Origin of the sequence: Micromonospora globosa (assembly GCF_000717585.1) — a bacterium.
Classification (GTDB): Bacteria; Actinomycetota; Actinomycetes; order Mycobacteriales; family Micromonosporaceae; genus Micromonospora; species Micromonospora aurantiaca.
In genome coordinates this window covers 1-23,650 of the sequence record NZ_JNZR01000052.1, presented here as the reverse complement: position 1 = coordinate 23,650, position 23,650 = coordinate 1, and the positions used below count along the sequence as shown (strand labels likewise).

Below are 23,650 nucleotides of genomic sequence, written 5' to 3'. Positions count from 1 at the left end.
CAACCTCCAACTGCTCTACCAAGGCCGCTCCCCCAACTCCGGCGGCGACTACGGCCTCCTGCCCTACCGACCCGGACTACTCACCCTCCAGCGCTGAGCCGGCCGATCGAGAAGAGAGAGGTCCGATGAGAAGGCACAAGACGACCCGTACCGCGGTGTTCTCGGCCGGGGCCGTCCTGCTGGCGTCGACAGCGGTGGCCGCGGCGCTGCCGGCCGGGGCGGCAGCCGCCGGCTGCGCGGTCACCTACGCCGTGTCGTCGCAGTGGCAGGGCGGCTTCGGCGCGAACGTCACGGTCACCAACCTCGGTGACCCGGTCAACGGCTGGACGCTCACCTGGTCCTACGCCGCCGGCCAGACAGTCACCCAGGCGTGGAACGCCACAGTGACCCAGAGCGGAGCGGCGGTCAGCGCCCGCAACGTCGACTACAACGGGTCCATCCCCACCAACGGCAACACGTCGTTCGGCTTCAACGGGGCCTGGACCAGCAGCAGCCCCGCTCCGACCAGCTTCGCGCTCAACGGGGTGACCTGCACCGGTGGCACGACGACACCGACCACGTCGCCGTCCACCTCCCCGACGAGTTCGCCGACCACCTCGCCCAGCAGCCCGCCGCCCACCGGGGCGGCGGACATCACCGTCAACACCGCCAGCCGCTACCAGACCATCGACGGGTTCGGCGCCGCGGTGTCGATCTGGGGCGGCGCCTGGTCGACGGCCGAGACGCAGACACTCGTCGGGCTCGGCCCCAACCAGCTCGGCCTGTCCATCGTGCGTACCGGCGTCTCGCCGGTGTCCGGCGAGTGGGGAACCCAGGTCAGCGCGCTGCGGACGGCGAAGTCGTACGGGTCGAACGTGAAGATCATGGCGTCGCCGTGGACCGCCCCGGCGGCCTGGAAGACGAACAACAGCCGGATCAACGGCGGCAAGCTGCGCACCGACTACTACGACGACTACGCCAACCACCTCAACAGCTACGTCCAGTACATGCGCAACCAGGGCGTGACAATCGACGTCACGTCCGTGCAGAACGAGCCGGACTGGCACCCGGACTACGACTCGATGGACTGGAGCGGCACCGAACTCCAGACCTTCGTGCGGGAGCAGGGCGCCAAGGTGCAGAACACCAAGCTGATGGTCGCCGAGGCAGTGAACCTGAACTACGGGTACACCGACCCGACGCTCAACGACGCGGCGGCCCGCAACAACATCGGCTACATCGGCGGGCACCTGTACGGCACCGAGGCGTCCGGCCGGCTGAAGCCGTACACGCTGGCGCAGCAGTACAACAAGCCGGTGTGGATGACCGAGTGGAACCTGCACGAGGCCGACGGCGGCGGCTCCAACATCTGGGGCAACCCGGCCAACGCCGCGGCCTGGAACGAGACGCTCGACGACATCATGCGCACCGTGCACAAGTCGATGGAGTCGAACTGGAGCGCGTACGTCTGGTGGTACGGCAAGCGCTACTACTCGTTCATCGGTGACGGCGAGTCCGCGTACGGCACCGTGGCGGGCGCGCCGCTCAAGCGCGGGTACGCGTTCTCGCAGTACGCGAAGTACGTGCGGCCCGGCTACCAGCGGGTCGCCCTGACCAAGAGCTCGAAGGCCTCGCCGCTGGAGGTGACCGCCTACTCCGGCGACGGGAAGGTCACGCTGGTGATCCTCAACCGGTCCACGAGCGCGGTGAACAACGCGATCATCCAGGCGCCGCAGAACGTGAGCCGGGCGGAGTACGTGGCCACGTCGCAGAACGCCAGCGCGGCGAGCCAGCCGGTGGGCGTGAACGGCAACCAGGTGACGGTGAACGTCGGCGCGCGGAGCATCTCCACCGTCGTGCTCACCCTCTGACCGGCGACACGCACGAGGGCGGGGGCGGCCGGATCGGCCGCCCCCGCTCGTGTGTGACTGCTAACTGGCGTACGTCTCGAACTCGCCGACTCTCGGCGTACCGCCGGAGCTGTTGATCTTGAAGTTGATCTTCTTCAGCGAGGTCGCGCCGAAGGTGATCTGGCCGGCCCCGCTGCCGGAGGCCAGCACCGCGCCGGTGTCGTTGTTGACGAGCTGCCACGACCCGATCGAACCCGAGGTGCCGGACGGCTCGCGGATGACCACGCGGGACACGGTGGTGGCCGAGCCCCACTTGATCGAGACGGTGCCGGTCGACCCGGACGGCGACCAGTACGTGCTCAGGTTGCCGTCGCGCACGTTGCCGTAGCTGGTGCCGTCAGCCTTGCTGGACCCGTCGGCCCCGGCGCCGGAGACCAGGCTCAGGTTGGTCCCACCGGACGGCGGCGGGGTGGTCGTCCCGGGCGGCGGCGTGGTGGGGGCGGGCGTCGTCGGCCCCGGCGTGGTGGGCGCCGGGGACTGCGGCGTGCAGTTCCCGTCGGACACGCGCAGGCCGGTGTTCGCGCCCGCCGTCTGCCGCACGATGTCCGGCACGCAGCTCGCCGCGTCGAGCCGGTACGAGTACGGGACGCTCACTGTGGTCGTGGACGTCACGTTCGGACCCGCAGGGTAGTTGTCGCTGCCGGGCGAGGACCAGGTCACGTTGTCGAAGATGTTGCCGCTGACCTGCCAGGTGCCGCGCTCGCTGGTGTAGAACGTGCCGAGCACGTCCTTGGAGTTGCGGAAGTAGTTGTTGTCCACCTTGGCCCGCGCCCCGGCCCGGGAGTTGATGCCCGACTCGTGCAGCCCGTTGTAGTGGTTGTTGAACATGTGGGCGATGCCGCCGCGCAGCAGCGGCGTACGGGAGTCGATGTTCTCGTACAGGTTGTGCTCGAACGTGATGTAGCCGTTGCCGCGGTCGCTCTCGCTGGAGCCGATGAGGCCGCCGCGGCCGGAGTTGCGCAGGATGCTGTACGACAGCGTCACGTACTGGGTGTCGTCCTTCATGTCGAACAGGCCGTCGTAGCCCTCCGACTCCCCGCCGGACGCCTCGAGCGTCACGTGGTCGACCCACACGTTGCGGACGCTGCTCTCCATGCCGATCGCGTCGCCGCCGTTGGAGGTGGGCGAGCCCGACTTCTTGACGTTCCGCACCGTCACGTTCCGGATGATGATGTTGCGGGAGTCGCGGATGTGGATGCCGAGCTGGTCGAAGACGGCGCCGCTGCCCACGCCGATGATGGTGACGTTGCTGATCTGCTTCAGCTCGATCACGCCGTCCGCGGTGTTGCAGCTCGACCCGGAGACCTTGCTGGTGTTGCCGTGGTTGATGGTCCCGGTCACCTCGATGATGATCGGGGTGCTGCTGCTGGCCCGGCCGCAGAGCGCGGCGTGGATGGCGGTGCCGGTGGTGGCGCGTACGGTCTGCCCGCCCGCGCCGCCGGTGGTGCCGCCGTTCTGGGTGGCGTAGCCGGTGGCGCTGCCGGCCGCCGCCGACGCCTGCGGGGACGGCAGCACCACGGCGACGGCGATACCCACGACCGCCGTGGCCAGTGCCGCGTGGAGTCGCAGCGCGACTGGTCTTCTCATGTCGCCTCATTCCTTTTCGAGCATGCGGGAATTGCCGCCGAGCGAACGGCAGTCACCGAATGGGAATAATGAGGAGCCGCGACGCGATCAGGCGCGCCGCCAGCGAATGTCGTTCATCTGCGATGCCCGGCCCGCAAATGAAACATCGATGTAACGCAATCGTATGAAAGCGCTTTCCAGGAAGGCAAGGCCTGGCGTTTGCAGGTTTTTTGCACTACTCCGGGCGGCCGGAGGCCGCGGACGCCTTCTTGACGGGACGCGCGATCGATGGTTGCCTGCACCTCACCCTGGAGATCGACGCTCGTCTACTTTCCGCCCCCACGAGGAGCGCCATGCCCCATCCCCGCAGGACCTCGCCGGCCGCTGTCGCCGGCGCGCTCGCCGCCGTCCTGGCCGTCTCCCCGGCGCCCGCCGCACCCCCGGCTGAACCGACGGCCACCGGCAACACGTGGAGCGCCGACATCACAGTCGTCGACGCCGACGACGTCGGCGTCCGCTGGACCGGCGCCGGACTGCGCCTCGCCGACACGGCGGGCCGCCCGGCCGCCCAGCGCCGGCAGACGGCCGGGGGCATGCTCGTCACCGCGCCCCACCCGCTCGCCGCGCCGGCCAACCGGGTCCGGGCCGACATCGACGCGACCCCCGGCACCGGCGGCGCCGTCGAGGTGGCGGCGCGCGGCTGGCGATCGGGCGCGTGGACCGAGTGGCGGTCCGTCTCCGCCGAGGCCGTCTTCGACCAGCCGGTCACGCGGGTCCAGGTCCGGGTGGCCCTCACCGCCGAACGGCCGTCCGCCGCGCCCACAGTGCGCGCGGTCCGGCTCGTCGCCGACTCGGTCGTCGCCGTCACGGCCGCCACCCCGGGCCTCACCTACCGGGTGTACGCCACGCGGGAGGGACTGGTCGGCGGTACCACCGCCAACGGGCACGTGATCGTCTCCCGGGACCACTTCGTCGCGCTGCCGTCGGCCCGCGGCCTCGCGCCGAAGAACACCGGCGACTACACCGTGCGGGTCTGCACCACCACCCGCAGCCGCTGCGAGTACGCGCCGGTCTGGGACATCGGACCGTGGAACACCAGGGACGACTACTGGAACCCCAGCGGTGTCCGGGAGATGTGGAAGGACCTGCCGCAGGGCCGGCCCGAGGCGCAGGCGGCGTACCAGAGCGGCTACAACGGCGGCCGGGACCAGTTCGGGCGCGTGGTGGCCAGCCCGGCCGGCATCGACCTCGCCGACGGCACGTTCTGGGACGGTCTGCTGCTCACCGACAACGCCTGGGTCGACGTCGCCTACCTCTGGACCGGCACCGGCACCCGGGGCCGGATCGGCAGCGGCCCGCTCAACATCCGGTCCGGCCCCGGCACGAGCAATCCCGTCGTCGGCCTGGCCGCCACCTACGCCAACGTGCCGATCGAGTGCTCGGTCACCGGCCAGTCGGTGAGCGGCCCGTACCGGACCACCAGCCAGTGGAACCGCCTCGCGTCAGGACACTTCGTCAGCCACGCGTACGTCTCCAGCGTGACCGGCACGATCGCGGCCTGCTGAGGCCGGCTCGCCCGGGGTGGGCCGTCCCGCTGAGGCCGGCTCGCCCGGGGTGGGCGCCGGTGTCGCGCCGCCCCTGGGTGCGCTGGATGAGCACGACGCAGGCGAGCACCGCGCCCGCCACCACCAGCGCGCCGGGCGTGACCGCCTCACCGAGCAGCACCGCGGACCAGATCAGCGTGAGCACCGGCTGGACGAGCTGGATCTGGCCCACCTTGGCGATGCCGCCCCGGGCCAGCCCGGCGTACCAGGCGAAGAAGCCGAGGAACATCGACACCGCCGTGAGATAGCCGAACCCGGTCCAGGCGGCGACGCCGCCCTGCGGGCGATGGAGAAGCGCGGCCACCACCGTGACCGGCACGGTGACCGGGAGCGACAGCAGCAACGCCCAGCAGATCGTCCGGGCGCCGCCGAGGTCGCGGGCGAGCCGGCCGCCCTCGGCGTACCCGAGGCCGCAGAGCACCACGGCGGCGAGCAGGAACAGGTCGGCGAGCGACAGCGTCCCCCGCATCGAGCCGCTCGCGGCCAGGAAGGCGAGCACCAGCGCCAGGCCCGCGGCACCGGCGATCCAGAACAGCGGCGGCGGCCGTTCACCGGCGCGCAGCACCGCGAACACCGCGGTCATGGCGGGCAGCACCGTGACGACCACGGCACCGTGCGCTGACGTCTGCGTGGTGAGCGCCAGCGAGGTGAACAGCGGGAAGCCGACCACGACGCCGAGCGCGACGATCGACAGCCGTCGCCACTGGTCCCGGGTGGGGCGCGGCGCGCCGGTCAGCCGCAGGTAGGCCCACGCGAGCAGCGCCGCGCCCACGGCCCGTCCGAACGCGACGAACCAGGGGTCCAGTGTGTGCACCGCGACGCGGGTGGCCGGCAGCGACATGCTGAAGGCCAGTACGCCCAGCGCGCCGAGGGCGATGCCGGCGCCCGGTCTCACCGTTACCGTCGCCGGAGCAGTAGCGCTACTCTGTGCCGTCATGAACGATGGTAGCGCTATCGACCGAGTGGTCCGGCATCTGGGTGCGCTGGCGGCGGACGCCGCGCCCGGCGCGCGGCTGCCGTCGGTGCGGGAGCTGACCGCGCACCATCACGTCTCCCCCGTGACGGTCGCCGAGGCGACCCGGCGGCTCGTCGCGGACGGGCTGGTGGAGACCCGGCCGGGCCGTGGCGCGTACGTGGCGACCCGGCGCGCCGGCCCTCCGCGGGCGGACCTGTCGTGGCAGACAGTCGCGCTCGGCTCACGGCGGGGCGGCGAGGAGGAGATGCAGGCGCTGCTGGCGTTACCGCCCTCGGGCGCGATCCCGCTGACCGGAGGCTATCTGGACCCTGATCTCCAGCCGGCCGCCGCGCTCGGTGCGGCGCTCGCCCGCGCGGCCCGGCAGCCGGCCGCGTGGCAGCGTGGTCCGGTCGAGGGACGCGCCGACCTGCGCGCCTGGTTCGCCCGCGAGGCGGGTGGCGGCCTGCGCGCCGAGGACATGGTGATCTGCCCGGGCGGGCAGGCAGCGCTCTCCTCCACGCTGCGGGCGCTCGCCATCCCCGGCGACACGGTCCTGGTCGAGTCCCCCACCTACCTGGGCGCGCTCGCCGCCGCGCGCGCCGCCGGGCTGCGGGTGGTGCCCGTGCCCGCCGACGCCGACGGGGTACGCCCGGACCAGCTCGCCGCCGCGTTCGCCCGTACCGGCGCCCGCGTGTTCTACTGCCAGCCCTTGTACGCCAACCCGCACGGCGCGACACTGGCCGCCGCCAGGCGCGGCGAGGTGGCCGAGGCGGTGCGCGAGGCCGGGGCGTTCCTGGTCGAGGACGACTACGCCCGCGACCTCACCGTCGACGGCGACGCCCCGCCTCCGCTGGCCGCGGACGACCCGGACGGGCACGTCGTCTACCTGCGCTCGCTGACCAAGTCCACAGCGCCCGGCCTGCGGATCGCCGCGATCGGCGCGCGCGGACCGGCCGGGGCACGGCTGCGCGCCGCCCGCCTGCTCGACGACCTCTTCGTCGCCGGGCCGCTGCAACAGGCCGCGCTGGAGTTCCTCACCGCGCCGGCCTGGGACCGGCACCGCCGCAGCCTGCGCGTCCAGCTGCGGGCCCGCCGGGAGGCTCTGCTCGCCGCGCTGGACCGGCACCTGCCGTCGCTGACACCGCGCGACGTCCCGCGCGGTGGACTGCACCTGTGGGTACGCCTGCCCGACAACACCGACGACGTAGCGGTGACCACTGCGGCCGCGGCAGCGGGGGTGACCGTCTTCCCCGGCCGCCCCTGGTACGCCGCAGAACCCCCCGCCCCCCACCTGCGCCTGACGTACGCCGCCGCCCCACCCGAGCAGATGGACGAGGCCATCCGCCGCCTCTCCACAGCCCTCTCCCACTGACCGCGGCAGCTGACGCCGCCGCTCGACCCCGCCCCCGCGCGCCCCGCCCCGCCCCACGCCCGCGATCTTGCAGTTTGGTGCCCCTCATAGCAGGAGTAATCCGGCATCACGGGGGCCGAAAGTGCAAGATCGCGGGGCGGAAGAGGCGGGGCGGGGGTCAGTTGCGGGTGATGGTGAAGGTTGTTGTGGTGTTCTTGATGTCCTGGGCGTTGTCGGTCAGGCGGAGGTTGGTGAAGGTCGCCGCGCCGACCGCGGGGCCCTGACCCGCCTCGGGCATCTCGTTGACCCAGATGCCGAAGCCGGACTTCGCGTCGAACGCGTCACCGCTGCGCCGCGCGCCGGAGATCGACACGTTCGTCAGCACCGTGTCGGTGATCGGGTTCTCCGGCTGACTGCCGTTGTACTTGGTCTGGAACATGATCCCCGAGTACGTCGGATCGACGATGTCCACGTCGGTCACCCGGATGCCGCGGAACTCCTTCGACGCGGAGAACAACCACATCGCCGGGAACGTCTGCGCGCCCCAGAAGTGCCCGCCGGACCGGATCAGCGAGATGTTCTCGAACCGGGTGGGCGGGCTGGCGCCGAACCCGACGAACGGATAGCCGAAGTCCAGCGAGCTGATCGTGATGCCCGAGTACGTGAGCTGGTCGGCGATGTACAGGTTGCGGAACACGTTGTCGTAGCCGCCGTACACGGCCAGCCCCGCCGCACGCCAGGTGAGCGTGGCGGTCAGGTTCTCGAACACGTTGCCGTGGTTGCCGCCTGACGCGCCCTGGTCGGTGGCGGAGAACAGCGCGAACGCGTCGTCGCCGTTGGAGCGGCCCTCCGAGTTGGTGACCAGGTTGTTGGTGCTGCCGTTCGTCATGTTCACCGCGTCGGCGAAGGTGTTGCGGAACCGGCTGTCCCTGATGGTCAACCCGTCCACGCTCACCCCCCAGTACGCGCATACGGTGTGCTCCACCCAGACGCTGTCGAGCGTCAGGTCGTCCACGTCCTTCAGCTCGCCCCACACCTTGCCGGGCCCGTCGATCCGGTTCGTGTAGTTGCCGAAGAACGCCAGGTGGGCGAAGGTCGACCCGCTCGCCGAGGACTCGACCCGGAAACCGGCGTCGGTGTTCTGCTGGTTGCGCGGCGTCTGGAAGCGGGTGAACCACATGCCGGCGCCGACGACCTTGACCGCCTTGCCGTACACCTGGAACTTCTGCGCGGTCTCGTACGTGCCGGCGGGCAGGTAGACGCCGACCAGGGTGCCGGTGGTGTCCATCCGTACCGCGTCGAGCGCGTTCTGCACATCGGCGTGGCTGAACCCGGTCGGCACCTTGTAGCGGGCCGGGTCGGGGTTCGCGCGCGGCGACACCAGTTCGGTGTCGACGAAGTCGATCGCGTACGTGGTGGTGTTCGCCGGGTCCTTCTGGAGCCGGATCCGGCTGCCGGCCGGGACCGTGGTGTCGAGCAGCACGTTCGCCTCGTCGTACAGGTGCCGGGGCGCGCCGGCGCTCGGCGAGTCGCTCGGCCCGGCCTCGGCGCCGTAGAGCCAGATGTGCTTGGAGGTGAGGCTCATCGGCTTGTGCAGCACGCCGTTGACGTAGATGTTGATGGTCGAGTCGATCCCGCCGCCGCCCGGCGCGTCCGGAATGGAGAAGCGGGCGACCAGGGCGTTGGCCGCCGAGCGGGTGGTCCACTCGACGTACGCGCCGGTGGTGTTCAGTGTGACCGCGCGGCGGCCGGACGCCTCCCCGGCGAGGTCGCCGATGGTGCGGTTCGGCCCGATCACCTGCGCGCCGCCGCCGGTCGCGCCGTCCTCGGCCTCGTACGCGTCGTACGGCAGGTTGGCCCCGCGGCCGACGAACAGCGCCCGGTCGCTGGTGTTGTTCTGCCGCTTGACAGGCAGCTCGTTGGCGTCGTCGGCGAGCACCACCCGCACCGTGTACCGGCCGTTGGCGGCGGTCCAGGTGCCGAGCGACACCGGTCCGGCGGTGGCACCGGCGGCGATCGTGCCGCTGTACGAGCCGGTGAGCGTGCGGACCACAGCGCCGGACTGGTCGCGCACCGTCAGCGTGATGCCGTGCGCACCGCTCGCCGACGCGATCGTGCCCTGGTTGCGCAGCGTCACCGCGAAGGAGACGCTCGCGCCGGCGCTCGGCGTGGCGGGTGACCAGGTGACGGCGGAGGCGACCAGGTCGGAGCTGGCGACCGGGCTCACCGTCAGCGGGGTCGGGCTGGTGTAGGAGTTGTTCGCCTCGTTCTGCTCGATCACCGTGTTCGACTCGTCGACTTTCGCGGTGAGCGGGTAGCTGCCGGCGTCGCGTACGCCGATGGCCGCCGAGACGGTGCTCGACGCGCCCGCGGCGAGCGCGCCGACGGCGGCGGTGCCGACCTTCGTCGTACCCAGGTAGAGGGTGACGGTGGTGGCGGCGGAGGCCGCGGTGCCGGCGTTGCGCACGGTGGCGGACAGCGTGATCGTGTCGGTCTCCACCGGCGCGGACGGCGAGGCGGTGACGGCCGTGACGGTGAGGTCCGGGTTGGGCGCCGGGACGCCGATGACCTGGAGTTCGGCGACCTGCCCGTTGGAGGAGCCGGAGTTCGCGGTGAACTGGAGCCGGACGTCGGCGGCGGTCGCGGAGACCGGGACGGTCACCGTGTTGGCGCTGTTCGGGTTGAAGGAGTACGTCGCGGAGCCGACCAGGCTGGTGAACCCGGACGCGGACTGCTCCCGGCCGAGCACCTGGAACGTCTGGGTGCGCGCGCCCCACGCCGGGTCCGGGTTCAGCTTCACCACGACGGCGCTGATGGCGGCGTTGGCGCCGAGCGCGACGGTGAGCGTGCTCGGGTACGCGCCGGGCGCGCCCTCCCAGTACGTGGTGACGTCGTTGTCGACGGCGTTGGTGGCGGCGAACACGTGCACCATCGACGACGCGGTGGCGGGCTTGCCGACCGCCAGGTTGGTGCCGCCGGTGCCGCTGCCGGTGCGGGTGACGGTGTTGCTGTTCGCCGACACGTTCCCGGCGGCGTCGCGGGCCCGCACGTGGTACGAGACGGTGGCGCTGTCCGGCTGGCTGTCGGTCCAGGTCAGCGTGGAGCCGCTCACTGTGGTGCGCAGCGTGCCGTTGGCGTACACCTCGTAGCCGGTGACGCCCACGTTGTCCGTGGACGCGGTCCAGGTCAACCGGATCTGCCCGCTCGCCGGCTGGGTGTAGGCCAGGTTGCCGGGCGCTGTGGGCGCGACCGTGTCCCCGGTGTTGCCGGTACGGGTCACCGTGGTGCTGTTCGCCGACACGTTCCCCGCCGCGTCCCGCGCCCGCACGTAGTAGGAGACGGTGGTCCCGGCGGGCTGCGTGTCGGTGTACGTCAGCGTCGACCCGCCGACGCTCGTGCGCAGCACACCGTTGGCGTACACGTCGTAGCCGGTGACGCCGACGTTGTCGGTGGACGCGGTCCAGGTCAGCCGCACCTGGTCGGTCGCGGGCTCGGTGAACGCGAGGTTGCCGGGCGCGCTCGGCGCCTGGGTGTCGCCGGTGGCCGGGCCGTAGACCTCCAGCTCGGCGAGCTGCCCGGCAGGCCAGGCGCTGTTCGCGGTGAACAGCAGCCGCACGTACCGGGTGGACGCGGTGGGCACTGTGACAGTCACGGTGTTGCCGCCGCCCGGGTCGAACGCGTACGAGGCGGACCCGACGAGCGTGCCGAACGTGGAGCCGTTCGTGCTGCCCTGCACGGTGATCGTCTGGGTGCGGGCGCCCCAGCCGGACGGCAGCCGCAGCACCAGCCGGTTGACGCCGGTGGCGGCGCCCAGGTCGGCCTGGATCCACTGCGGGAACGCGTTGTTCGGGCTCTCCCAGTAGGTGGCCGCGTTGCCGTCGTTGGCGTTGCCCGCGCCGTACACGTCGGCGTGGCCGCTCTCGGTCATGGTCCGGCCGAGCGCCAGGTTGGTCGAGGAGGTGGCCGCGCCGTACACCTCCAGCTCGGCGAGCTGCGCCGCGGCCCAGCCGGTGTTCGCGGTGATCACGACCCGCAGGTAGCGGGCGTCGGTGGCGGTGAAGCCGAGCGTCACGGTGTTGCCGGCGGCCGGGCTGAACGGGCGGCCCGCCGCGGCGACGACTGTGGTGAAGCCGCTGCCGTCGGCGCTTGCCTGCACGGACAGCGTCTGGGTGCGCGCCTCCCAGGCGGCCGGGAGCTTCAGCACGACCTGGTCGACGGCGCGGCTGGTGCCGAGGTCGACCTGCGCCCACTGGGGCAGCGCGCCGCTGCTCTCCCAGTAGCTGCCCTGGTTGCCGTCGGTCAGGTTCGCCGCGACGTAGGGGCCGTTGACGCTGCTGGCGGTCGCGGTGCGCCCGGCGGCGAGGTTCGGGCCGCCGGCGGCGAGGGCCGGTGGGGCGGGGGCCGCGGTGACGACCAAGCCGACCGCGGCGAGCACCGCGACGATTCCGGTACGGAGTCTGGACATGGTGGACGGACACCTTCTTCCCGGGGGAGGTGGAGAGGCGTTCGGGGGTGGGGGTGCGGTGGTGCGGCGGGGACCGGGCCGGTCCCCGCCGCGCCGGGTCAGGAGGCGTACACCTCGAACTCGGACAGCTGGCCGGCCGGCCAGCCGGTGTTGCCGGTGAAGGTCAGCCGCACGAAGCGGCGGTCACCGGCGGGCAGCGCGATCGACACGCTGTTGCCGCCCGCCGGGTCGAACGTGTAGCCGGCCGCCGCCTTGAGGGCCGAGAACGACGAGCCGTCGGTGGAGCCGAGCACGGAGACGGTCTGGGTACGGGTCTGCCAGGCCGCCGACGGGGGCAGCTTCAGCACCACCCGGGCGACCGGCCGGGCGCTGCCCAGGTCGACTGTCACCGACTGAGGGAAGGCGTTGTTGGCGCTCTCCCAGTAGGTGTTCGCGTTGCCGTCGACGATGTTGGCGGCGCCGTACACGTCGGCGTGGCTGGTCTCCGCCACCGGCCGGCCCGCCGCAAGGTTCCCGGCCGGCGGCGCGGTGGTGGGCGGCGGCGTCGTGGCAGGCGGCGGTGTGGTGGTGCCGCCGCCGTACACCTCCAGTTCGGCGAGCTGACCCGCCGGCCAGCCGGTGTTGCCGGTGACTGTGACCCGGACGAACCGGCGGTCGCCGGACGGCAGCGCGATCGGCACGCTGTTGGCGGCGGCCGGGTCGAACACGCGGCCCGCCGACGCGGCGAGCGTGGTGTACGAGGAGCCGTCGGTGGAGCCCAGCACCGACAGCGTCTGGGTACGCCGTTCCCAGCCGGGCGGGAGCTTCAGCACCACCCGGTCGACGGTGCGGGACGCGCCGAGGTCGACGGTGAGCGACTGCGGGAACGCGTTGTTGGCGCTCTCCCAGTAGCTGGCCGGGTTGCCGTCGACGGCGTTGCCGGCGGCGTACGTCTGGGTGGTGCTGGTGGCGGTCGTCGGCCGGCCCAGCGCCAGGTTCCCGCCGGCCGGCGGCGGCGTTGTCGGCGGCGCGGTGGTCGGCGCTGCTGTCGTCGGCGCTGCCGTGGTCGGCGCCGGGCTGGTGGGCGGCGGGCTGGACGGGCCGTTGCCCCACTGCGGCTGCGGCCACGGCCCGCAGTACGGGGTGGGCGTGTACCAGCCGGAGTTGCCGGTGCCCTGGGTGATCTGGAAGCCGCTGCCGACGCAGTTGTGGATCGGGTTGGACTGGGCGATGCCGGTGGCCCGCACGTTGGTGAACCGGACCTGGCTGGGCGCCTGCACCTGGAGCGCGTACGTGCCCGCGCCGTCGATGCGCACGTTGTCGAACGAGATGCCGCTGGTCTGCCCCTCGATCCAGTGCAGCGCCGCGTACGAGCTGTCCAGGATGTCGGTGTCGGTGACGTTGATCGTGGCGCCCTGGATCGGCTCGTTGAGCGCCGAGAACCAGATCGCGCCCACGCCGAACTGCCAGTTGTAGTCGGAGTTGCCGTTGCGGATCAGCGTGTTGCGGGCCACCGTGATGGTGCCGGACACGGCGGTCGGCCCGGTGACGCCCGGATAGCGGTTCGCCACGTGGATGCCGCCGCCGTTGGTGACCGAGTCGGCTGTGACGTTGTCGGCGATGGTGATGTCCCGCCCGCCGTACGTGACCAGGTGGTTGGCCAGGATCGTCACGCCGATGGTGTTGCGGGTGAAGGAGTTGCCGACGTTCGGCACGCTCTGCGCCCACATGGCCAGCGCGTCGTCACCGGTGTTGCGGACGAACGTGTTGGTGACTGTGGAGTTGGTGACGCCCCAGTGGAAGTTCACCCCGTCGGCGGTCTGGTCGAGGATCCGGCTGTTGCGGATGGTGAAGTTGTCCATCGGCCCGTCCATCCAGGCGCCGACCTTGGTGTGCTGCAACCACAGGTTGTCCACCACGGAGTTCGTCATCGCGCCGCCGATGGCGTTGACCTGGTCCTCGTCGACCCGTTCCCGGATGTCGCCGATGACGGCGAAGTCCCGCAGCGTGACGTTGCGGCTGGGCCCGCCGGCCTCGTGCGGGCGGATCTCGCCGGAGTAGCCGCCGCCCGGCACGTACTTGCCGTAGATGCCGGCGGCGCGTTTGCGGTCGGTGGGGTGCCGGCCGCCGAGCACCGAGTACCAGGGGCCGGCACCACGCAGCGTCACGCCGTCGACCACCACGTGGTCCCAGAGCGTGAACGTGCCGGCCGGGATCCACACCGCCCGGCCCTGTGCCTTGCCGGCGTCCACCGCGGCCTGGAACTTCGCCGTCGAGTCGGTGGCGCCGGTCGGGTCGGCGCCGAAGTCGGTCACCACGTCCAGCACGCCGGACGGCTTGGTGATCTGCGCCCCGACCAGCTCGAAGTCGGCCAGGTCGATGGTGAACGTGGGCGACTGGGCGGTCGAGGAGACCTGGAGGCGGATCTTCGTGCCGGCCGGGTACGTGGTGCCGAACATGGTCCGGGTCTCGTCGTAGAAGTGGTGCGGGTTGGTGTCGCCCGGGTTGTTGTTGAACGGGTAGCCGCCGTAGTACCAGCCGTACCGGGAGGTGACCGGCACCGACTTGACCAGCGTGCCGTTGGCGCGCAGGTCGATGGTGGCGTCGCGGCCGGTGCCGGCGGCGTTGTCCGGCAGGCTGTACCGGAACGTGACCGCGTTGGCCGGGGCGGTGAGCGTGAACTCGACGTACTCGCCGACGGCGTCGAGCGTGACCGCCTCCCGGCCGGACGCCTCGGACGGCAGCGTGCCGTAGCGCCGGTCGGGGCCGATCTTCGTGCCGGTGTGGGCGGCCTGCTCGGCCTCCTGCTCCCGGAACGGCACCGTGGCGCCGCGTCCGGTGATGTCGAACGGGGACAGTCCGGCGGCACGCGCCGGGGTGGCGGTCGTGGTGAGCGCCACGACGACGAGTGTCGAGGCGGCGAGCGCGGCGGCGGCGAGGGCGGCCACGCCGGTGCTGCGGCGGCGGTGCGCAGTGCGGTGCTCGGTGCGGTGCTCGGCCATGCGGGGTGTGCTCCCTTTCGTCGGTGGCCAGATCCCCCGTGCGGCGTTGCCTCTCCTTCCTCCTCCCCAGGTGTGTCGCGTGGTGGCGGCCGGGACGGGCCGCCGGTGTCGCGGCGCCGGCGGCGGGACGGGACCGCCGGCGCCGCGGTCAGGCCGATCGGGTACGCAGCCAGACCGCGGTGTCCGGTGGCAGCCGGTCGTCGTCGAGTGGGCCGCTGGCGAGCAGCAGCCGGTCGTGCGCGGGCAGCGGCACCGCTGCGTCGCCGAGGTTGACCAGGCAGGTGAAGCCGGGTTCGCGGGCGAACGCGAGCACGCCGTCCGGTGCGGGCAGCCAGGTGAGCGTGCCGTCGCCGAGCGCGGGTTCGGCGCGGCGCAGCGTCAGCGCGGCCCGGTACAGCTCCAGCATCGAGTGCGGATCGCCGGTCTGGGCGCGGACCGTGCGGTCCTTCCAGTCCGCCGGTTGCGGCAGCCACGGCGCGGCTGCGGCGCCGTCGGGGCTGAACCCGAACGGCGGGGTGTCGCCCTGCCAGGGCAGCGGCACCCGGCAGCCGTCGCGGCCGGGGTCGACCCGTCCGGACCGCTCCCACATCGGGTCCTGCCGCAACTCGTACGGGATGTCCTCGACCTCCCAGAGCCCCAGCTCCTCGCCCTGGTAGACGTAGGCGGCGCCGGGTAGTGCGAGCGACAGCAGCGCGGCGGCACGGGCCCGGCGGGTGCCCAGTTCCAGGTCGGTGGGGATGCCCTCGCGCTTGGCGGCGAAGCTGAACCGGGTGTCGGCGCGGCCGTACCGGGTGACGTGACGGGTGACGTCGTGGTTGGACAGCACCCAGGTGGCCGGCGCGCCGACCGGGGCGTGCGCGGCGAGCGTGCCGTCGATGCTCTCCCGCAGTGACGTGGCGTCCCAGGCGCAGCCGAGGAAGTCGAAGTTGAACGCGGTGTGCAGCTCGTCCGGGCGCAGGTAGTTCGCGAACCGCTGCCGGTCGGGCAACCACACCTCGCCGACCAGGGCCCGCCCGCCCGGGTACGAGTCGGCGATGCGCCGCCAGGCGCGGTACACGTCGTGCACGCCGTCCTGGTCGCGGAACGGGTGCGGTCGGTCCGGGTGCACCTCGGGCAGCGTGCCGTCCTTGACCAGCAGCCCGGCCGAGTCGATGCGGATGCCGTCCACGCCCCTGTCGAACCAGAAGCGCAGGATGTCCTCGAACTCGGCGCGGACCCGGGGGTGGTCCCAGTTGAAGTCGGGTTGCTGCGGGGCGAACAGGTGCAGGTACCAGTCGCCGGGGGTGCCGTCCGGGTCGGTGGTGCGGGTCCAGGTGGGGCCGCCGAACTCGCCGGTCCAGTCGGTGGGCGGCAGGTCGCCACCCGGTCCCCGGCCGGCGCGGAACCAGAACAGGTCCCGCTCGGGCGCGCCCGGCCCGCCGGCGAGCGCGGCCCGGAACCAGGGGTGCGCGTCGGAGCAGTGGTTGGGCACCACGTCGACGATGCTGCGGATGCCGAGCGCGTGCGCCTCCGCGATCAGCGCCTCCACCTCGGCGAGGGTGCCGAAGACCGGGTCGATGTCGCGGTAGTCGGACACGTCGTAGCCGGCGTCGGCCATCGGCGACGGGTACCAGGGGCTGAACCAGATGGCGTCGACGCCGAGCGCGGCGAGGTGATCCAGGCGGGACCGGATGCCGGCGACGTCGCCGATCCCGTCGCCGTCGCCGTCGGCGAAGCTGCGCGGATAGACCTGGTAGATCACCGCGGAGCGCCACCACGGGCTGTTGTCGGCCATGGACACGGGCACCTGCTTTCTGCGGGTCGGTTCTGCTGCGGCGGGCTCGCGGCCCGGGTGCGGGCGGTGGCGCGGGGTCAGCCCTTGAGGCCGCCTGTGGTCAGGCCGGACATGATGTTGCGCTGGAAGATCAGGAACAGCACGACTGTGGGGATCGCGGCGATCACCGACGCGGCGATGACCACGTTCATCGGGGTGCCGCCGGCGAAGGCGTAGATGCCGACGCTGACGGTCCGCGTCTCCGGCGACGGCATGACCAGCTTCGGCCAGAGGAAGTCCTTCCAGACCGCCGTCACCGCGAAGATCGCCACGACGCCGAGGATCGGGCGGGACATCGGCAGGACGATCGACCAGAGCGTGCGCAGCGGGGTGGCGCCGTCCATCACGGCGGCTGCCATCAGGTCCTCCGGGATCGAGTCGAAGAACCGTTTCAGCAGGAAGATGTTGAACGCGTTCGCCACCAGCGGCAGCCAGATCGCGAACGGCGAGTCGAGCAGGTTGACGTGCACGATCGGCAGGTCGATCACCGTGACGTACTGCGGGACGATCAGCACCATCGCCGGGATCATCAGCGTCGCCAGCATCATGCCGAGGATCAGCTTGCCCAGCACCGGGCGCAGCTTCGACAACGCGTACGCCGCCGCGGTGTCGAAGACGAGCTGGAACACCACCGCGCCGGTGGCGTAGTAGAACGTGTTGAACAGCAGCTTCGCGAGATCCAGGTTGTTCCAGGCGTCGACGTAGTTGCCCGGCTGCGGGTCGCGCGGGAACAGCGACGGCGGCGTCTGGGCGATCTCCTGGCCGGACTTCAGCGCGCCGGTGACCATCCAGTACAGCGGGCCGAGGAACACCAGCGTGAACCCGGCCACGACCACGGAGAGCACGACCCAGTAGAGGACGCGGCCGCGACCGCGCCGCAGCTGGGCGTGGGAGATGAGGGTACGGGTGGTGGGGTCGGCGGCCATGTCCTAGTCCTGTCTCGCGGTCAGTCGCAGGTAGACGGCGGAGAACCCGGCCAGCACCACCAGCATGATCACGCCGAGCGCGGCGGCGCCGTTGAGGTCGTTCTGGAAGAACCCGTGCTGGTAGATCAGGTACGCCACGGAGGTCGCCGAGTCCTGCGTACCGGCGCCGTTGGCGAGGATCAGCGGCTCGATGAACAGCTGCATGGTGGCGACGATCTGGAGCATCGCCAGCAGCGCGAGGATCAGCCGGGTCTGCGGGACCGTCACGTGCAGGATTCGCCGCCACACCCCGGCGCCGTCGATCTCGGCGGCCTCGTACAGCTCGCCGGGGATGTTCTGCAGCGCGGCCAGGTAGATCAGCACGGCGCCGCCCATGTTCATCCAGGTCGACGCGATCACCATGGCCGGCATCGTCATCGTGGGCGACTGCATCCACTCCGACGTGGGCAGTCCCAGCGCGGTGAGGATCGCGTTGAACAGCCCCGCCTCGCTCGGGTCGTACGCGTAGAACTTGAACAGGAACAGCGCGGACGCCGGCGGCAGCATCACCGGCAGGTAGACGAGCACCCGCAGGTAGCCCTTGGCGTGGCGCAGCTCGTTGAGCAGGATCGCCACGAAGAACGGCACCAGGTAGCCGAGGACGAGCGCCAGGCCGGTGAAGACGAACGTGTTCTTCCAGGCGGTCCAGAAGCTCGGATCGGCGATGATCCGGCTGTAGTTGTCCCAGCCCACCCAGGTGGTCTCACCGCGGCGGGTGCGCTGGAAGCTCATCACGACGCCGCGGACCATCGGGTACCAGGAGAAGACGGCGAAGCAGACGACAGCGCCGATGAGGAACGCGTGCCCGGTGAGGTTGTCCCGGACCTTGCGGCCGAGTCCGGCGCGGCGTCCGGCGGTACGCGACGGCGTCGGCGCGGCGGGGCCGGGACGGCGGGTGGCACCGGGGGCGGTGGTGAGCGCCAAGGCGACTCCTGCGGTGCTCGGGGAGGTGGGGCCGGTGCGCCGGCCCCACCTCCGGTCGGGTCAGCTCTGCGCGGCCAGAAGCTGGTTGACCTTGTCCTCGGCGGTCTTGAGCAGCGCGTCGATGTTCGCGTTCGGGTTGGTCAGCACCCCGGACATCGCGGCGTCGAGCACCGCGTAGACGGCCTGGGCGTTGCGCGGCTCCCCCTTGATCGGCACCGGGTTGGCCTCGAAGACCGCGAAGTTGGTGGTGTCCACGTTCGCGTTGGCCTTGCGCAGCTCCAGTTCCTGCTTCTGCGCGTCGCTGCCGTTCGTGAACAGCAGCGGCTGGGGCAGGCCGACCGGGTAGTTCTGCGGCTTGGCGCGCACGTAGTCGAACTGGCCCTTGCCAGGGGTCAGCTTCTGGTAGGCGAGCCACTTCAGACCGGCCTTGACCTGCTCCGGGCTCAGGCCCTTCTTGAAGAAGTAACCCTCGCCGCCGCCGAGCGTGGCCTTGGCCGGCCCGTCCTGGCCGGGCAGCGGACCCATCGCCCAGTCCTGGTACTTGCCCTGGAACTGGCTCACGATCGCCTGGGTCGCGTCCGGCGCGCCGATGAACATGCCGACCTTGCCGGCGCCGGCGTTGGTGAGCAGGTCACCCCACTGGAGCAGCTGCCGGCTGCCCATGCTGTTGTCGCCGTACCGCATGTCCTTGAGGTTCTGCAGGACCTGCTTGCCCATCGCGTTGTTGAAGTCGGCCTTCTTGCCGTCGGCGCTGAGCACCTGGCCGCCCTGGGAGTAGAGCAGCGAGGTGAAGTGCCAGCCGCCGGTGTTGCCGGCGCTGTACTCGGCGTACCCGGCGATGCCGTCGCCGAGCGCGGAGATCTTCTTGGCCGCGGCCCGCACCTCGGGCCAGGTCTTCGGCGGGTTGTTCACGTCGAGCCCGGCCCGCTGGAACAGCGCCTTGTTGTAGATCAGGCCCATCGAGTAGTTCTTCACCGGTACGGCGTAGAGCTTGCCGCCGTCGGTGAAGACCTCCTTCAGCGCCGGGTCGACGCTGTCCCAGGTGGGGATGGTGTCCTTGGTGGCGTACTGGCCGATGTCCATCGCCTGACCGGAGTCCAGCACCTGCTGGAGGTCGGTCATGTAGCCGTAGAACACGTCGGTGACGGTGCCGCCGGCGAGGCGGGCGGTGAAGTCCGGCGGGTTGTTGCACTGCTCGCCGACGCTGACGCTCTTGACGACGATGTCCGGGTTCTGCCGCTGGAACTCGGCGACGTCGTCGTTCCAGTTCTTCAGCAGTTCCTTCTGCGCGCCGACCGGCTGGCAGTCGACGGTGATGGTGACCTTGCCGCCGGCGTCGCTGCTGTCGTCGCTCTTGGTGGAGCACGCCGCAAGGCTGAGCCCGAGGCCGGCCGCGAGCGCGAGCGCCGCGACCTTCCGATACTGCGGTACGGACATCTGTCCATCCCTTCGGGAACGGGTGTATCCATGGCCTTCACTGATGTGCGGTGACCGCGCGGCTGCCCTCAGGTGGTGGAACGGCAACCGGCGCGCGCCCTGCCTCCGGAAACCGCGCCCCGGGTCAGGTGTGAGTGGAGTCACTGTAGCGACGCGAACCGAACCCAGCAAGATGCGAACGCGAGAATGCAAGAACTCGACTGCGGCGCGGCCCGTCGGTCGGTCTTGGAGTTGTGGCACCTCAGATAATGGAAGTAGGCCGCATTCCGGGCGCGCCATTACTCCAAGATCGACGGACGTGGCGAGGCGCCGCGCGGCAGGGCGAGGCGGCGGAAGCCGCCGGGGGTCAGCGGCGAGGGGCGGGGGCGGTGGAGCCGCGTACTACCAGCTCGGGCTCGAACAGCAGCTCGTCGTGCAGCACGCCGGCGCCCTCGATCTGGGTCACCAGGAGGTCCACAGCGGCCTGGCCCATCGTCTCGATCGGCTGCCGCACAGTGGTCAGCGGCGGATCGGTGCAGGTCATGAACGCCGAGTCGTCGAAGCCGACCACCGAGACGTCGGCCGGTACGGCGCAGCCCAGGCGGCGGGCGGCCCGGATGGTGCCCAGCGCCAGCACGTCGCTGGCGCAGACGATCCCTGTCGCACCGCGCTCGATCAGCTTCGTGGCCGCGACCCGCGCCCCCTCCATGGAGAAGCTGGACCGCTCCACCAGGGACCGGTCCTCGCCCCAGCCGGCGGCCCGGACCATGGCGTCGAGCTTGCGGCGCGAGGGCACGTGGTCGGCCGGGCCGAGCACCATGCCGATCCGCTCGTGGCCGAGGGAGCGCAGGTGCCCGTACGCCTGCTCGACGGCGACCGCGTCGTCCGTGGACACCCGTGGGAAGCCCAGCTCCTCGACGCCGGCGTTGACGAGCACCACGGGCAGGCCGCGGTCGGTCAGGCGCCGGTAGTGCTCGTGCGAGGCGTCGGCGAGGGCGTACGAGCCACCGGCGAAGATGACGCCGCTGACCTGGTGGTCGAGCAGCATCTCCACGTATCCGGACTCCGGCACGCCGCCGATGGTGCGGGCGCAGAGCGCCGGGGTGAAGCCGCGCTGGGCGAGGGAGCCGGTGACCACCTCGGCCAGGGCCGGGAAGATCGGGTTCTGCAACTCCGGCAGGACCAGGCCGACCAGGCGGGCACGCTCGCCGCGCAGTTTCGTCGGGCGCTCGTATCCGAGCACGTCGAGGGCGGTCAGCACGGCGGTCCGGGTCGCCTCGGACACGCCGCCGCGGCCGTTGAGCACCCGGCTCACGGTCGCCTCGCTGACGCCCGCCTTGCGGGCCACCTCGGTCAGGCGCTTCGTCACGGCGGCAATCGTACGTCGGATTCTTGCAAGAAATGAACAGCTGAAGTGGTCGGTTCTTGCCGCGTGCGGAGGCAGGCGGTCCGAAAGATGCGAGCAGATTGATGCTTGAAAGGCAACAGAGCACCGGAATAACATGAGGAACCTTGTCGATGGCCTGCGCCGCCGAGGCCACCCGTCCCCCCCGAGAAAGTGGGTGCTCCGATGTCGCGGAGCGTGCCGAGGATCCTCGCGGCGGCGCTCGTCGCCGCCGCCCTGCTCGTACCGCCCGGTGCCGCCACTGCGGGCCCGCCGCGCGGACCGGCTCCCGTGGTGACCCGCGCCGGGCTGGACCCCGCGCTCGTGGCCGGTCGCGGTGCGACTGTGGACTACGTCGAACAGGAGGCGGAACACGGCCGGACCACCGGCGCCGTGATCGGGCCGGACCGGTCGGCGTACACACTCGCCGGTGAGGCGTCCGGCCGCCGGGCCGTACGCCTGCTGCCCGGCCAGTACGTCGAACTCACGCTCCCCCGGGCCACGAACGCGCTGACCGTGCGCTACAGCATCCCGGACGCGCCGGGCGGCGGCGGGATCACCGCGCCGCTGCGGGTGTCAGTCGGGCACGCGCCCGCCCGCACCATGACGTTGACCTCGCAGTACGCCTGGCTCTACAACCAGTACCCGTTCACAAACGATCCCGGCGCCGACCTGCTGCACCCGGACTGGTGGATCACCGAGTGCTCCTGCGTCCCGGCCGCCACCACGCCCGCGCCGGTGATCAGCAAGCCGTTCCGGCCGCACCACTTCTACGACGAGCAGCGCCTGCTGCTCGGCCGTACCCATCGGGCCGGCGAGGTGGTCCGGCTGACCGCGCCGCGCGGCACGGCCGCCGCGTGGACGGTGATCGACCTGGTGGACGCGCATCTGGTCGCCCCGCCCCGCGTGGTCCCCCGCGCGGTGAACGCGCTGTCCTTCGGCGCCGACCCGACCGGCCGCCGGGAGTCCGCCGACGCGTTCGACCGCGCGATCGCGTACGCCCGCCGGGTGGACCGCCCGCTCTACCTGCCGCCGGGCACCTACCAGGTCAACCGGCACATAATCGTCGACGACGTGACGATCGCCGGGGCCGGGAGCTGGTACACGATCGTGCGTGGGCGCGAGGTCGCCCTGGACACCCCGGCGCCCGACGGCTCCCGCCACACGGGCGTCGGCTTCTACGGCCGCGACGCCGCCGACGGCGGCAGCAGCGACGTGCACCTGTCCGGTTTCGCGATCGAGGGCGACGTGCGGGAGCGGATCGACACCGACCAGGTGAACGCCGTCGGCGGGGCGCTGAACCACAGCACCATCGACGGCCTCTACCTGCACCACACGAAGGTCGGCATGTGGTTCGACGGGCCGATGACCGGCCTGCGGGTCACGAACACGGTGATCGCCGACCAGATCGCCGACGGGCTGAACTTCCACACCGGCGTCACGCACTCGTCGGTGACGAACTCGGTGGTCCGCAACAGCGGCGACGACGCGCTGGCGATGTGGTCGGAGGGTACGGCGAACGCGTCGAACACGTTCGCCTACAACACGGTGCAGTCGCCGGTGCTCGCCAACGGCATCGCGCTGTACGGCGGCGCCGACCTGACCGTCGCGCACAACCTGATCGCCGACCCGGTACGCGAGGGCAGCGCGATCCAGGTGGGCTCCCGGTTCGGGGCCGAGCCGTTCACCGGCCGACTGCGGATCACCGGCAACACCACTGTGCGGGCCGGCACGTACGACCTGAACTGGAACATCGGCCTCGGCGCGATCTGGTTCTACGCGCTGGACCGCAGCATCGACGCCGCGGACATCCAGGTGACCGGCGACGCGTACCTGGACAGCACCTACAACGCGATCATGCTGGTCAGCGACTGGCCGGTGAAGGACAGCGTCCGCATCGACAACGTCCGCTTCCGCGACATCCGGGTCGACGGCACCGGCACGTCGGTGGTCAGCGCGCGTACGGCGGGCGGGGCGAGCTTCGCGAACGTCGACGCCCGCAACGTGGGCGCGGTCGGCGTCAACAACTGCGGGTCGTTCCACTTCACACCCGCCGGGTCGGAGTTCGCCCTGACCGATCTGGGTGGCAACGACGGCGGGTGGCTGGCCCCGTGGCTGCTGCCGAACACCATCACCTGCGACGACCGGCCGCCGGTGGTGCCGCCGCCCCCGCCCTCGCGCTGGTGACACGACGCGACCCCCGCCGGACGGGCCGGCGGGGGTCGCGTCAAGGGTCGATCAGGCCTCGGTGAGCTGGCCGCGCAGCTTGGTCAGGGCGCGGGCGAGCAGCCGGGACACGTGCATCTGGGAGACACCGACCCGGGCGGCGATCTCGCT

The 23,650-nt window shown here is 71.6% G+C and carries 14 protein-coding genes; 4 read left to right on the top strand and 10 right to left on the bottom strand.

What is annotated here, in order from left to right:
- Positions 1–125 precede the first annotated feature (125 nt).
- Positions 126–1,850: a cellulose binding domain-containing protein gene (locus tag IF06_RS0130480; protein WP_030275173.1), complete on the top strand. Its 1,725-nt coding sequence runs from the start codon at positions 126–128 to the stop codon at positions 1,848–1,850.
- A 60-nt stretch (positions 1,851–1,910) separates the two neighbouring features.
- Here the strand turns inward: IF06_RS0130480 and IF06_RS0130475 are convergent, their stop codons facing one another.
- Positions 1,911–3,476, bottom strand: a complete 1,566-nt coding sequence (locus tag IF06_RS0130475) for a pectate lyase family protein (protein ID WP_030275171.1) — start codon at positions 3,474–3,476, stop codon at positions 1,911–1,913.
- 332 nt (positions 3,477–3,808) lie between these two features.
- Between IF06_RS0130475 and IF06_RS0130470 the strand changes: the two genes are divergently transcribed.
- Positions 3,809–5,020, top strand: a complete 1,212-nt coding sequence (locus tag IF06_RS0130470) for a hypothetical protein (protein WP_030275169.1) — start codon at positions 3,809–3,811, stop codon at positions 5,018–5,020.
- On the opposite strand, the gene IF06_RS0130465 is transcribed toward IF06_RS0130470, so the two are convergent.
- Complete coding sequence (locus tag IF06_RS0130465) at positions 4,971–5,954, bottom strand: DMT family transporter (protein WP_232236802.1); 984 nt, start codon at positions 5,952–5,954, stop codon at positions 4,971–4,973. The genes IF06_RS0130470 and IF06_RS0130465 overlap by 50 nt on opposite strands.
- A 40-nt stretch (positions 5,955–5,994) precedes the next feature.
- Here IF06_RS0130465 and IF06_RS0130460 point away from each other — a divergent pair, with 40 nt between their 5' ends.
- The gene (locus IF06_RS0130460) at positions 5,995–7,386 is read left to right on the top strand and encodes a PLP-dependent aminotransferase family protein (RefSeq protein ID WP_030275165.1); all 1,392 of its coding nucleotides are present in this window, start codon (positions 5,995–5,997) and stop codon (positions 7,384–7,386) included.
- Positions 7,387–7,543: 157 nt separating this feature from the next.
- On the opposite strand, the gene IF06_RS0130455 is transcribed toward IF06_RS0130460, so the two are convergent.
- The 7 genes from IF06_RS0130455 to IF06_RS0130425 all read right to left on the bottom strand — a co-directional run bounded on the left by IF06_RS0130455 (position 7,544) and on the right by IF06_RS0130425 (position 21,298).
- Positions 7,544–11,830, bottom strand: a complete 4,287-nt coding sequence (locus tag IF06_RS0130455; protein WP_030275164.1) for a discoidin domain-containing protein — start codon at positions 11,828–11,830, stop codon at positions 7,544–7,546.
- Positions 11,831–11,928: 98 nt separating this feature from the next.
- Complete coding sequence (locus tag IF06_RS0130450) at positions 11,929–14,811, bottom strand: discoidin domain-containing protein (RefSeq protein ID WP_030275162.1); 2,883 nt, start codon at positions 14,809–14,811, stop codon at positions 11,929–11,931.
- A gap of 148 nt (positions 14,812–14,959) precedes the next feature.
- Entirely contained in the window at positions 14,960–16,585 is a 1,626-nt protein-coding gene (locus IF06_RS0130445) for a glycoside hydrolase family 13 protein (RefSeq protein WP_030275160.1), read from the bottom strand.
- A gap of 77 nt (positions 16,586–16,662) precedes the next feature.
- The gene (locus tag IF06_RS0130440) at positions 16,663–17,550 is read right to left on the bottom strand and encodes a carbohydrate ABC transporter permease (protein ID WP_030275158.1); all 888 of its coding nucleotides are present in this window, start codon (positions 17,548–17,550) and stop codon (positions 16,663–16,665) included.
- A 3-nt stretch (positions 17,551–17,553) separates the two neighbouring features.
- Complete coding sequence (locus tag IF06_RS0130435; protein WP_013286149.1) at positions 17,554–18,513, bottom strand: carbohydrate ABC transporter permease; 960 nt, start codon at positions 18,511–18,513, stop codon at positions 17,554–17,556.
- Positions 18,514–18,573: 60 nt separating this feature from the next.
- Entirely contained in the window at positions 18,574–19,950 is a 1,377-nt protein-coding gene (locus IF06_RS0130430) for an ABC transporter substrate-binding protein (protein ID WP_030275156.1), read from the bottom strand.
- A gap of 346 nt (positions 19,951–20,296) precedes the next feature.
- A complete protein-coding gene (locus tag IF06_RS0130425; RefSeq protein ID WP_013286147.1) occupies positions 20,297–21,298 on the bottom strand; it encodes a LacI family DNA-binding transcriptional regulator in 1,002 nt (333 codons plus the stop codon).
- A 201-nt stretch (positions 21,299–21,499) separates the two neighbouring features.
- On the opposite strand from IF06_RS0130425, the gene IF06_RS0130420 reads away from it, so the two are divergent.
- The gene (locus tag IF06_RS0130420; RefSeq protein WP_030275154.1) at positions 21,500–23,500 is read left to right on the top strand and encodes a glycosyl hydrolase family 28-related protein; all 2,001 of its coding nucleotides are present in this window, start codon (positions 21,500–21,502) and stop codon (positions 23,498–23,500) included.
- A 51-nt stretch (positions 23,501–23,551) separates the two neighbouring features.
- Here IF06_RS0130420 and IF06_RS33385 read toward each other — a convergent pair.
- The coding region (locus IF06_RS33385) for a sigma factor-like helix-turn-helix DNA-binding protein (RefSeq protein WP_269636146.1) at positions 23,552–23,650 on the bottom strand (99 nt) is incomplete at its 5' end.